This window comes from Oceaniglobus ichthyenteri, from assembly GCF_003057885.1.
Classification (GTDB): domain Bacteria; phylum Pseudomonadota; class Alphaproteobacteria; order Rhodobacterales; family Rhodobacteraceae; genus Oceaniglobus; species Oceaniglobus ichthyenteri.
Genome location: NZ_QAGK01000001.1, coordinates 16,084 through 28,690 on the forward strand (window position 1 = coordinate 16,084; position 12,607 = coordinate 28,690).

General features: G+C 58.5%; 11 protein-coding genes. 7 read left to right on the forward strand and 4 right to left on the reverse strand.

Features of this window, described 5'->3' with window-relative positions; translation table 11 throughout:
* Positions 1-30 precede the first annotated feature (30 nt).
* Positions 31-2,304 carry a sensor histidine kinase NtrY-like gene (locus C8265_RS00095; RefSeq protein WP_108481953.1) on the forward strand — a complete coding sequence of 758 codons (2,274 nt, stop codon included), beginning with the start codon at positions 31-33 and terminating at the stop codon, positions 2,302-2,304.
* Between the two features lie 6 nt (positions 2,305-2,310).
* The gene (ntrX, locus tag C8265_RS00100) at positions 2,311-3,714 is read left to right on the forward strand and encodes a nitrogen assimilation response regulator NtrX (protein WP_108481954.1); all 1,404 of its coding nucleotides are present in this window, start codon (positions 2,311-2,313) and stop codon (positions 3,712-3,714) included.
* On the opposite strand, the gene C8265_RS00105 is transcribed toward ntrX, so the two are convergent.
* Entirely contained in the window at positions 3,711-4,178 is a 468-nt protein-coding gene (locus tag C8265_RS00105) for a hypothetical protein (protein WP_240610924.1), read from the reverse strand. The genes ntrX and C8265_RS00105 overlap by 4 nt on opposite strands.
* 100 nt (positions 4,179-4,278) lie before the next feature.
* Here C8265_RS00105 and trkA point away from each other — a divergent pair, with 100 nt between their 5' ends.
* The 4 genes from trkA (at position 4,279) to hflX (ending at position 8,804) form a co-directional block, all read left to right on the forward strand.
* On the forward strand, positions 4,279-5,655 hold the full coding sequence (gene trkA / locus C8265_RS00110) for a Trk system potassium transporter TrkA (protein ID WP_108481955.1): 1,377 nt from the start codon (positions 4,279-4,281) through the stop codon (positions 5,653-5,655).
* Positions 5,655-7,166 (forward strand): potassium transporter TrkG, encoded by a 1,512-nt coding sequence (locus tag C8265_RS00115; protein WP_206050224.1) that lies wholly within the window; start codon positions 5,655-5,657, stop codon positions 7,164-7,166. Before trkA ends, C8265_RS00115 begins: the two co-directional genes overlap by 1 nt.
* Positions 7,167-7,293: 127 nt before the next feature.
* Entirely contained in the window at positions 7,294-7,527 is a 234-nt protein-coding gene (hfq, locus tag C8265_RS00120; protein ID WP_102107186.1) for an RNA chaperone Hfq, read from the forward strand.
* 2 nt (positions 7,528-7,529) lie between these two features.
* Positions 7,530-8,804, forward strand: coding sequence for a GTPase HflX (gene hflX, locus C8265_RS00125; RefSeq protein ID WP_240610925.1), 1,275 nt, complete (start codon positions 7,530-7,532; stop codon positions 8,802-8,804).
* Positions 8,805-8,935: 131 nt separating this feature from the next.
* Here the strand turns inward: hflX and C8265_RS00130 are convergent, their stop codons facing one another.
* From C8265_RS00130 to hemB, 3 genes are all read right to left on the reverse strand, one after another.
* The gene (locus C8265_RS00130; RefSeq protein WP_108481956.1) at positions 8,936-10,117 is read right to left on the reverse strand and encodes an aminotransferase; all 1,182 of its coding nucleotides are present in this window, start codon (positions 10,115-10,117) and stop codon (positions 8,936-8,938) included.
* 63 nt (positions 10,118-10,180) lie between these two features.
* The gene (locus C8265_RS00135; RefSeq protein WP_108481957.1) at positions 10,181-10,741 is read right to left on the reverse strand and encodes a lipid-binding SYLF domain-containing protein; all 561 of its coding nucleotides are present in this window, start codon (positions 10,739-10,741) and stop codon (positions 10,181-10,183) included.
* Positions 10,742-10,923: 182 nt separating this feature from the next.
* The gene (hemB, locus tag C8265_RS00140; protein ID WP_108481958.1) at positions 10,924-11,916 is read right to left on the reverse strand and encodes a porphobilinogen synthase; all 993 of its coding nucleotides are present in this window, start codon (positions 11,914-11,916) and stop codon (positions 10,924-10,926) included.
* A gap of 131 nt (positions 11,917-12,047) precedes the next feature.
* Between hemB and C8265_RS00145 the strand changes: the two genes are divergently transcribed.
* Positions 12,048-12,575 (forward strand): component of SufBCD complex, encoded by a 528-nt coding sequence (locus C8265_RS00145; RefSeq protein ID WP_108481959.1) that lies wholly within the window; start codon positions 12,048-12,050, stop codon positions 12,573-12,575.
* Positions 12,576-12,607 lie beyond the last annotated feature (32 nt).

Sequence of the window (12,607 nt, forward strand, 5' to 3'; positions counted from 1 at the left end):
AAAGCGACACATCAATTGGGGGTTTCACCCGTGACAGGGCGTGTTCGCACGGCAACTTGGGATCGTTTTGTGCGCTTGCGGCGGCAGCGCCGGTTCAAGACGTGGTCAACCATTGGCCTGGTCATTTTGGGGCCGGTTCTTGCTCTTGCCACGTTCCTTGTTCTGGGGCCGCTGGATCAGGGCGCGTCTGGCCTGTCGCTGCGCGTGGTTTTGTTGGCCGATCTGGTTTACGTTCTGTTTGTGGCGGCGTTGGTCATGGGGTCATTGGCGCGGATGGTGGCGGCACGCCGCGCGCAATCGGCAGGCTCGCGGTTGCATATGCGGCTGACGGCATCGTTTGCGTTGATCGCGCTGGTGCCCACCGTGACCGTGGCGATATTTGCCGGGCTGACCGTGAATGTCGGGCTTGAGGGATGGTTTTCGGAACGTGTGCGCGAAGTTGTCGGTGCCTCGCTTTCTGCCGCCGAAGCGTATGAGGAAGAGCAGCGCCAGGATTTGCGCACCGATGCCGAAGTATTGGCCGCCTTCCTGTCATCGTTGCAGTCAGACAGTTTCATGGTGTCCGATGGCGAAATGCGGCAGGCTCTGGCCCAAGGGCAAAACCGCATCCAACGGGGCCTGCGCGAAGCCTATGTGATCAACAATTCCGGCGAAATTCGTGCGCGCGGCGAAGGATCATATCTGTTCAACTTCGAACAACCCGGCGATGCGGAATTGGCCCGTGCCGCCCAAGGCGAAACCGTTGTTATCGAGGATTGGGCGCAAAACGAATTTCGCGCTTTGGTGCGTCTGGGCGGGCTTGGCAACCGGTTTTTATATGTCAGCCGCGAGGTGGATGGCGAAATTTTGGCGCTGCTGGATGACACTCAGGAAACCGTGCGCCTTTACAATCAGCTGGAATCCGAACGGGGCCGGATCCTGTTTGAATTTGGCCTGCTTTACCTTGGGTTTGCGGTGATCCTTATCCTGGCGGCGATCTGGATGGGCCTGTGGTTTGCCGAACGTCTGGCGGGGCCAGTGGGCCGTCTGGCCGGGGCGGCGCAACGGGTGGGTGCGGGTGATTTGGATGTGCGCGTGCGCGAGGAAGAAGGCGACGACGAAATCGCCATGCTGGGTCGGTTGTTCAACCAGATGACCAAGCGGTTGAAAGGACAGCGCGACACCCTGTTGGCCACCAATGATCAGATTGATCGGCGGCGGCGGTTGTTTGATTCTGTGCTGTCCTCGGTCACGGCCGGCCTTGTGGGGCTTGATTCAAAGGGGCGTGTGACGTTCGTGAACCGCAGCGCCGAACGTTTGTTGCAGCTTGATGAAACGCCCGAGGCGAAAACCGCGCTGGCCGTTGCGGTGCCGGAATTTGGCCCGTTGTTCGAACGGCTGCGCGCCAATCGCCGCCTTGAGGTGGCGCAGGAAGAAATCAAGGTGTCGCGCGGCGGCACATTGGAAAGCCTGCTGGTGCGCATGTCGACCCGCCGGTCCGGAGCGGGAAAACTGGAAGGGTATGTTGTGTCGTTTGACGATGTGACCGACCTGGTCGCGGCGCAACGTATGGCCGCCTGGGGCGATGTGGCGCGCCGGATCGCCCATGAAATCAAAAACCCCCTGACCCCGATTCAGCTGAGTGCCGAGCGGATCAAGCGCAAGTTCAGCAAGGAGTTGAGCGAGGAAAGCGCCGAGTCCCTGACGCAATATACCGATGTGATCATCCGCCAAACCGGAGATTTGCGCCGGATTGTCGATGAGTTCAGCAAATTCGCCCGGATGCCCACCCCCGAACGGCGTACCCACGACATCGCCAAATTGTTGCGCGACGCAGTGACATTGCAAGAGGCGCGCGTACCCGATCTGCGCCTGATTACCGACATTCCGAAAGCGCCGGTAATGGCGGAATTTGACGATACAATGATCGGCCAAGCGTTCACAAACCTGATCAAGAACGCCGGAGAAGCCATTGAAAGCCTTTATGAAAAGGGCGCGCCTGACGGACATATCCCCGAGGTGCGGGTGACCATGACCAGTGATCCAACCGATATCCACGTCACCATTTCCGACAACGGCATCGGCCTGCCCGAAGACCGGGCGCGCCTGTTCGAACCATACGTGACCACCCGGTCCGAGGGTACGGGCCTGGGCCTTCCGATTGTGAAAAAGATCATCGAAGAACACGGCGGCACGCTGACCCTGAGCACCAGCGAGCCGTTTGGCGACACGCCCCATTGTGGCGCGCGTGCGCACATCCAATTGCCCCGCCTGATCGAAATCGACGGTGGGGACTTCCACGAGGCAGGGGTTCAAGAAAGGTAACAGACCATGGGCGACATTCTTATCGTTGATGACGAACGCGACATTCGAGAGCTGATTTCGGATATTTTGAAAGATGAGGGATATACCACGCGCATGGCCGGTGGGTCAGACGAATGTATGGCCGAAATCGCCAAGGAACTGCCTGCGCTGATGATCCTCGATATCTGGCTGAAAGACAGCCAGATGGATGGGATCGACATTCTGAAAGCGACAAAACGCGATCACCCCGGCGTACCGATCATCATCATTTCGGGCCATGGCAATGTTGAAATCGCGGTCGCCGCGATCAAACAGGGGGCCTATGATTTCATCGAAAAACCGTTCAATATTGATCAGTTGACGGTGGTGATTGGCCGCGCCATGGAAACCAGCCGCCTGCGCCGCGAAAACAGTGAACTGAAACGGCGTGACGGCACGGTTTCTGAAATGATCGGTTCAAGTTCGGCCTTCAAGAGCTTGAAAGTAAACCTTGATAAGGTCACCAAATCAAACGGTCGGGTGATGCTGACCGGTCCTGCAGGCAGCGGCAAGGAAGTGGCGGCGCGCTATATCCATGCCCATTCCAACCGGGCCGATGCGCCGTTTATCACCGTGTCCAGCGCCACGGTTGAACCCGACCGTATGGAAGAAGTGTTGTTTGGCCGCGAAAGCACCGAACGCGGCGTCGAACCGGGGCTGTTGGAGCAGGCCGATGGCGGCATTCTGTTTTTCGACGAAGTGGCCGATATGCCCCTGGGCACCCAAAGCAAGATCCTGCGCGTTCTGGTGGATCAGTCGTTCGCCCGTGTGGGTGGCAGTGAAAAGATCAAGGTTGATATGCGGGTCATCTCGTCGACCAATCGTGATCTGGCACAGGAAATCAAATTGGGGCGTTTCCGTCAGGAACTGTTTCACCGTCTGGCGGTGGTACCAATTGCCGTGCCATCGTTGGATGAGCGGCGCGAGGACATTCCCGAACTGGCCGATTATTTCATCACTGCGTTCAACAAGACCCAGGGCTTGCCCCTGCGTCAACTGAGTGATGAGGCGATCGCGCTTTTGCAAACCATGCTGTGGCCGGGCAATGTGCGACAGTTGAAAAACGTGATCGAACGGGTGCTGATCCTGGGCGCCGACAAGGGCGACATCGCCGCCTCGGAATTGCCCGGCATGGAGCCGACGCCCGAGGAAGACGGGCGCGTTGTCCTGTCAGGTTCGCTTGCCACCTTGCCGCTGCGCGAGGCGCGCGAATTGTTTGAGCGGGAATACCTGCTGACCCAGATCAACCGTTTTGGCGGCAATATCTCGCGCACGGCCACCTTTGTGGGAATGGAGCGCAGCGCGCTGCACCGCAAGCTGAAATCGCTGAACGTGGTCACCAGCAACAAGTTGGGCAACCGCGTCGCCCATATCGAAGATATCGAGGTTTAATTCACCGTCACAAACACATAATCGCGGCTTTGGGTGCGGGCCGCGCAGACCCGATCACTGAGCGGGGGCAGGGTGGTGATGGCCCGCCCTTCGATTGCCTTGCTCACTTGTGGGGTGCACAGCGGGATCTGCACCTTTTGATAGCCTTTGGCGCCCATGCATTGGTCTTCGACACGCTGGCGCAAGGGCAGATTGGTATCAACCGTATAGGCATCGCCGCCGCTTACCTGGCCGGGATACACGACACAATCGCCCGCTTTGTTGCAAACGCGCCGGGGCGGGGAAACGGTGACGGGGGTGCGCCGGATCTGGGTGTTTGGCGGCACCTTCTGGGCGGCCTGCACCTCGCATGTGGTTTGATCGGCATTCAGCCGCGCCACCGTCTGGCCCGCCTGATAATAGCCGGAATAGGGCGCGCAGGCGGCAGTTGCGCATAGGATCAGCATCAAAGCCCGGTTTTGCATTGCGTCCCCCTTCGGGTCTTGCCATGACTCATGGTGTGGCAGGATCGTTTCATCGAATGGTGTGACTGTCCAGTATCATAGGCCCGCCAGGAGTATCGAGATGAAAGTTATCATTTGTGGCGCGGGCCAGGTGGGCTGGCAGATCGCCAAACATCTGTCGGGCGAACGCAACGACGTGACCGTGGTGGACAACAACGCCGATCTGGTGCGCCGCGCCACCGACACGCTGGATGTGCAAGGCGTCGCCGGCTTTGCCAGTTATCCCGATGTGTTGGACCGCGCCGGCGCGCGCGACGCCGACATGGTCATTGCCGCCACCCACAGTGACGAAGTGAACATGGTCACCTGTCAGGTGGCCCATTCGGTGTTTTCGGTGCCGCGCAAAATCGCCCGGTTGCGCAGTCAATCCTATCTCAATGCCGGATATGCCGATCTGTACCGGCGCGATCATCTGCCGATTGATGTCATCATCTCGCCCGAGCGCGAGGTGGCCGAGGCGGCGTTGCGCCGGTTGGCCGCGCCCGTCGCGTTTGATACCCAGAGTTTTCTGGGCGGGCAGAGTCAGCTTTTGGGACTGGTTCTTGATGCCGATTGTCCGGTTCTGAACACATCCTTGCGCCAACTGACCGATCTGTTTTCCACGCTGCGCGCCACCGTGGTGGGGGTACGGCGGGGCGATGTCTTGTTTGCCCCCGATGCCGACGATCAACTGTTTGTCGATGATCAGATTTACGTTCTGTCCCACCGTGATGACGTGAACCGGACCTTGGAAATCTTTGGCAAATCCATCGCCAAACAAAACCGCGTGGTGATTGTGGGCGGTGGAAATGTCGGGCTTTCGGTTGCTTCGACGCTTGAGAAAAAGGCGGATCGCGTGCGCGTCAAGGTGATCGAACGTTCCCGCGCCATTGCCGAACGTGCCGCTGATCGGTTGGAACGCACCATTGTGTTGCACGGTGATGGGTTGAACATGGATCTGTTGAACGAGGCGCGGATCGGCAAGGCCGACGCGATCCTGGCCGTGACCGATGATGACAAGGTCAACGTTCTGGCCGCCGTGCGGGCCAAGGCGGCCGGGTGCAAGATGGCAATCTGCCTGGTCAATGATCCGACCTTGCAATCGTTGATGGTCCCTTTGGATATTGATGCGTTCATCAACCCACGCTCGACCACCGTATCATCGATCCTGCGCCATATCCGTCAGGGTCGCGTGCGCGGTGTCTATTCCATCGGCGATGCCGAGGCCGAAATCATCGAAGCACAGGTTTTATCAACCTCGCCAATTTCGGGGCAGTTGGTGCGCGACATCGATTTTCCCGAAGGCGTGTTGGTGGGTGCGGTGCAAAAGGGCGACACGGTGGTGTCTCCGCGCGGCGGCACCCGGATCGAAGAGGGCGATATCATCGTCGTGTTCGCCATGGCCAAGGACGTGCCCGAAGTCGAACGTCTGTTCCAAGTCAGCATCGATTTTTTCTGATGGAGCGGGTTCTGGTCCGGTTTCCGTTGATTGTGGTGCTGATGGGCATTGCAGCGGTCGGAATGATCGTACCGTCCATCCACGCCTATGTGATGCGCGATTTGCATGTGGCGCGGGTGTTTTTTTATGCCTCGTTGGTGTTTTGCATTCTCACGGCGCTGATTGCGATTGCAACCGATGGCATGATCCTGCGCCGTCAGGCGCGCGGCTATCTGATTGCGCTGGTTGCGGCGTTCACTGTGATTCCCGCGGTTCTGGCTGTGCCATTTTACGAGGCATTGGGAACCACCCGTTTCAGCAGCGCGTGGTTTGAAATGGTGTCGTCCATGACCACGACAGGTGCCACGCTTTATGATCCGGCGCGCCTGCCCGACAGTTTGCATCTGTGGCGCGCCATGGTCGGATGGTTTGGCGGATTGTTGGTTTGGGTCACAGCGGTGGCCTTGATCGCGCCGATGAATTTGGGCGGATTCGAGGTGTTGTCAGACGGCGGCATTGGCGAAGGCGCCAGCCCGGCCGCCAGTCAGATCACCCGCGTGGCTGACGGATCGGAACGTCTGGCGCGATTCGCCGGATCGCTTGCGCCGATCTATGTTTCGCTGACCTTGGTGTTGTGGATCGGCCTGGCGATGGCCGGCGAAACGCCTTTGGCGGCGATCTGCCGGGCCATGTCCACCATGGCCACCAGCGGCATCACCACGGGCCAGGGCGGGCAGGGAGGATTTTTTGCCGAATTCCTGATTTTTCTGTTTTTGTTCTTTGCCATCTCACGCCTGACCTTTTCAAGCGACAGCAGCGGTCGAACATGGGAACAACTGCGCCGTGATCCCGAATTTCAGATGGGCGTGTTTTGCATTACTGCGCTGCCGCTTTTGTTGTTTGCGCGCCACTGGATCGGTGCCTATGAAATTGATGGCGCGATGAGCGTTGAGCGTGCGGCGCGCGCGCTGTGGGGCGCCGTTTTCACCACGCTTTCGTTTCTCACCACCACCGGATTTGTTAGTGCCGATTGGGATGCGGCGCGAAATTGGTCCGGTCTGGAAACCCCCGGAATCCTTCTCATGGGGCTGGCGCTGATTGGTGGGGGCGTGGCAACCACGGCGGGGGGCGTCAAATTGTTGCGCATTTACGCGCTGTATAAACACGGCGTGCGCGAAATGGAAAAACTGGTGCATCCCACCTCTGTCGGCGGTGCCGGCACGGCGGCGCGGCGGATGCGGCGCAAGGGTGCGTATGTGGCTTGGGTGTTTTTCATGCTGTTTGCCGTTTCGGTAGCGGTGATGATGTTGGCCTTTGCCCTGACCGGCATCAAGTTTGAACAAGCCACGGTTCTGACCATTGCGGCCCTGTCCACCACCGGCCCATTGGTCACGTTGGGTGCCGGCGATCCAATTGCAATGGCCACGCTGACCGGAACGGCAAAAACCATTTTCGCCTTTGCCATGGTTCTGGGGCGGCTTGAAACCCTGGCCCTGATCGCACTTTTGAACCCGGATTTCTGGCGCCACTGACACGGTTATGATCCGAATTCGCCCAAGCCTTTATTAGCGCTGGATTCTCGGCAAAACTCGGCACATATTGGCAACGTTTATGTTATGCCTGTGCGAACAGGCCAAGAATAAAAGGTAGAGCAGAACTATGGCAGGCGACAGACAGAACCTTCAAGACGCATTTCTGAACCATGTGCGCAAAACAAAAGTTCCGGTCACGATATTTCTGATCAACGGTGTAAAACTGCAAGGTGTGATTACCTGGTTCGATAATTTCTGCGTGCTTTTGCGCCGGGATGGGCAATCGCAATTGGTGTATAAACATGCGATTTCAACGATCATGCCCGCCTCGCCAATCAATCTGTACGACGGCGAAGAATAAGAATGGATGAAACACGCACACAGGATATGCGCGCCTGGGTGTTGCATCCTGACATAAAATCAGACCGCACCCGCCGCGATCCTGAGGTGGCATTGGCCGAAGCGGTGGCATTGGCCGCGGCCCTTCCGGATCTCGAAGTGGTGGGCGGTGATGTCATAAACCTGCCCAAGATCCATCCGGGCATGTTGTTTGGCAAAGGCAAAATTGCCGAACTGAAAGCCCGGATCGAAGCCGAAGAAATCGGGTTGATCCTGATTGATGGGCCGGTGTCGCCGGTGCAACAGCGCAACCTGGAAAAGGAATGGCAGGTCAAACTGCTGGACCGTACCGGCCTGATTCTTGAAATCTTCAGCGATCGGGCGCGCACCCGCGAGGGCGTGCTTCAGGTTGAAATGGCGGCGCTGTCCTATCAACGCACCCGTCTGGTGCGCGCCTGGACCCATCTTGAGCGGCAGCGCGGCGGCGTTGGGTTTGTCGGCGGCCCCGGCGAAACCCAGATCGAGGCCGACCGGCGCGCCATTGATGACCATCTGGTCCGGTTGAAGAAACAATTGGCAAAGGTGGTCAAAACACGGGAATTGCATCGTGCAGCCCGGGCAAAGGTGCCCTATCCCGTGGTGGCGTTGGTTGGATATACGAACGCGGGCAAATCCACCCTGTTCAACCGCATGACCGGCGCCTCAGTCATGGCAGAAGACATGCTGTTCGCCACGCTTGACCCAACGATGCGCGGTGTCGAATTGCCGTCGGGCAAAAAGGTGATTCTGTCGGACACGGTGGGGTTCATTTCTGAGCTGCCCACACAGCTTGTCGCCGCATTTCGCGCCACATTAGAGGAAGTGCTGGGTGCCGATCTGATCTGCCATGTGCGCGACATATCCCACGCCAACACCGCAGAACAGGCCCGCGATGTCACCGCAATTCTGAAACAGCTTGGCGTGAGCGACGCGACGCCGCAGATCGAGTTGTGGAACAAGATCGATGCCCTGCCGCCCGAATCGCGCGCGGCCCTAGAAACCCAGGCGGCCCGGCAAGAAAATGTTCTGCCAATTTCGGCCCTGACCGGCGCAGGTCTCGATAAGTTTTACGACGCGATCGCCGTCGCTCTTGATGACGAACGCACACGGCGCGATCTCACCCTTACCTTTTCACAAGGCCGCAAACGCGCGTGGCTACACGAACAGAACGTGGTTGAGGCAGAAGAGCAAACCGATGACGGTTTTGCCCTCACGGTCTATTGGACGCCCCGCCAGGAACGCGAGTTTCGCACCATGTGATCCCGCTGGGCTGTTGGATGGCGATGGATGCCTCCGGCGGGGATATTTAAGAAAACAGAAATGAAAGGGCCTTTGTTTTCTCATTTCTGTTTTGAAAATATCCCGGGGTTTGGGGCAGCGCCCCAAGACACTTATTCCAGTTTGAACGCCGCCAATCGGTCGTGCAGCTGCGAAATTCCGATGCGATCAACGTTTGCGAACGCAATCCGCAACTGCCTTTGTCCTGCTACGTCGCCTTGGGGCGTGAACATTGTTCCGGGCAAAAGCAACACGCCCGCTTCACGCACCAGCCGCCGGGCGAGGGTGTCAGACGGGATATCGAAGGGATGTTCCACATAAGCAAAATATGCCCCGCATCCCAAAAGGTTCCAGTCAGGCAGGCGGGCAAATTCCTTTGAGATGGCATCGCGTCGGCCGAGGATTTCATCGCGCTCACCGGCCAGCCATTGGCGCAGGTTGCGCATGCCCCAAAGGGCAGCGTGTTGGCCCAATTGGTTCGGGCAAATCGTGACGGTATCGAGAAATTTCTCGATCTGGTGCAAGCGCGCGGTGCTGGCCGTCAGCGCGCCGACGCGGTGCCCTGTCAGCCGGTAAGCTTTGGAAAAGCTGTATAGGTGGATCAGCGTTTCATCCCAATCGGGATCGGTAAACAGATCATGGGGCGCGCCGCTTTGGCTGTGAAAGTCGCGGTAGGTTTCATCGACGATCAGGGGCAAGCCACGGGCGCGGGCCATGTCGGCAAAGGCGCGCATCGTTTCCGGGGGGTATTCCGCACCGCCCGGATTGTTGGGGGTGACCAACACGATTGCCTTTGTGCGGGGCGTGATCAAGGCGGCGCAGGTGTCAGGATCGGGAATCAGGCCGCGCCCGGTGGGCAGAGGAACGGTGGTGATCCCGTTCATATCGAGCCACATTTTATGATTGAAATACCAAGGGGTTGGAAGAATAACTTCATCCCCATTCCGAGCAATTGAACTGATCACCGCGGCAAATGCCTGATTGCATCCGGAGGTGATGGCAACCTGATCGGGCGATACCGCGCCGCCATAGGCGCGTGTCCATTCTGCCGCCACCTCGGCACGCAGTTCGGGCAGGCCCAGGACCGGGCCATAAAGATGCGCGCCCGGCACGGTCATGATCGTGTCGGCCATGGCTTCGCGCATTGCCAGCGGGGGCAGGGTGATTGGCGCGGCCTGACTGACGTTTATCAGCGGGCGATCAGCGGGGAATGTGACCCCCTCAAGCCAGCGCCGCGCCTCCATCACAGGGGGGGGAGACGTGGCAGCCATATTCGGGTTGACGGTTAATGGCATGGCGCGACCCTTTCACAGTGTTCAGTCGCGCGACCTTAGCATTCCAAAAACCGTGGTAAACCCTTATGGAATAATACGATTGTATTTTGTGCCCTTGACGGTGGCCCCGGCAATCAAACCGGCCTGACCAAATACAACCGCAATCACTGGCGACAGGGATGTTGTGGTGTCGGCTGTCAGGTTTCCCGCCTGATCGTTCACCGCATATTGCACATCGGCACCGGCCGCCCAACCGGGAGAGTTGCGAAAATTGTACAGCGCATCATTGGTCATGAAGAACAATACATGGGCGTATTGTTGTGCCCCGATCTGCAATCCGACGCTGGCCTGGGTTGCCGAATAATAATCAATTGTCGTTCCGTTGACCTGCAACGCGCCGCGCCCGTAACTGCCGCCGATGCCGAACCCTGCTTCGGTCACAAGGGGCATCACCAACTGGCCTGCGGCCTTGTCGCGCAAATCCCGGGTGGCGGGATAGCTGGAATATAAAAAGCTGAGCGATTGCGCGACGCGGGCATCGATGGTGCCGGGGCCGCGACTGCCCAGGCCATTGGAACAGGCCGCGCCAAAGGTGAGCGACGAAACCGCACCGGCCAAAACCGTGCGCCTGGAATATTTATTCATGGAAAATCCTTACTGCTTTTGAACCGCCTCATTGCCGCACTCTGTACCGACCACTGACGAGCACAGGATAGGCAAAACGTCGCTTGGTGTCACGGTGCGATCTTAGGTTCGGCGGGAATAAGCCAGATATGGCGTGTATTTTCGCGCCTGTGTTTTGCCCATGGAAGTTGGCGCAAGAAATTTCAGCCTTTCAGCACCCGCGCCATGGACGGCGCGAAATAGGTCAAAACCCCGTCACAGCCTGCGCGTTTGAATGCCATCAGGGATTCTTGCATCACCTGTGCGCCGTCGATCCAACCCTGTGCCGCTGCGGCCTGGATCATCGCATATTCGCCCGACACCTGATAGGCATAGGTGGGCACGCCGAACCGGTCTTTGACCCGGCGGCAGATATCCAGATAGGGCAGGCCGGGTTTGACCATGACCATATCGGCCCCTTCGGACAGATCCCGTTCGACCAAACGCAGGGCCTCATTAGAATTGGCGGGGTTCAGTTGATAGGTTTTCTTGTCACCGGTCAGCGCCCCGGTTGCGCCGACGGCATCACGAAACGGGCCGTAAAAGGCGCTGGCGTATTTTGCCGAATACGACATGATCGTGACGTTCTGATGGCCTGCGGCCTCAAGCGCGCGGCGCATGGCGCCAATCCGCCCATCCATCATATCAGACGGGCCAAGGATATCGGCGCCGCTGTCGGCTTGGGCCAGGGCCATTTTCACCAATGCCTCAACCGTTTCGTCATTGACGATGATACCATCGCGCACAATGCCATCGTGGCCGTTGATATTATACGGATCAAGCGCCACATCGGTCATCACCGCAATGTCAGGCACGGCCGATTTGATCGCGCGGATTGCCTGATTTGACAGGTTGTCGGGGCTCCACGCCTCTTCGCACAGTTGGGTTTTCAACCTGGGGTCGGTATAGGGGAAAATGCAGATCGCCGGAATGCCGAGATCGGCCGCCTCGCGCGCGGCCTCGACCAGCAGATCCACCGACAAACGATCAACGCCAGGCATCGAATTGACCGGCTCACGCTGGCCCTCACCATCGCGCACGAAGACCGGCCAGATCAGATCACTGACGCTGAGGGTGTTTTCAGCACTCAGCGCGCGCAGCGCAGCCGAGGATTTCAGGCGGCGGAAGCGCGCATTGGGATAGGGTGCTGTTGTCATGGCTCATCTCGTGGCTTTGTGTGCCCTTGGGTGCCATGGATGGCGGCGTTTCTCAAGTGGTGTCATCATGGGGTGGTCAATGGCGTGCGCCGAACGTAATGTCGCGCCGAATATGCCTTCGGAGTTGTTGCGTGAATTGGTACACGGCCGTTTTTGAACTGATCGATATGCGGTCATTCTCCAATCTGTGGTATTGGATCGCGCTGGCCACGGTTTGGTCCACTGCATCCCACTGGGTTCTTGGCGTGCCGTTTGACATGGTGACCCGGGCGCGCCGGTTTGGCGGTCAGGCCGAGGCCGATCTTGATACCATCGCGCGGATCAACGTGAACCGGTTGCTTTATATTGCGTCGGTTTCTGGGGTTGGCCTGGTTTCTTTGGGGTCAATGCTGTTGTCGGCGTTGGGGTTGTTGGCATTCTGGTATGGTGTCGAATTTGCCCAGGCGCTGTTTTTGATCGCATTTCCGATGACGGGTGTCTGGATGCTGTCGCTTAACACCGCCAGATTGATCGCGCATGAGGATGCCTTGGGCGAGGATTTGCGCGTGCGCCTTGCGCGGCACCGGATGATTACACAACTGATCGGCATTGTTTCGATTTTTGTTACCGCCATGTGGGGGATGTACAAGAATCTTGATGTCGGTCCGTTGGGTGGTTGACGCGCCCCGGCGCGGATTTAGGTAAGGGCGTC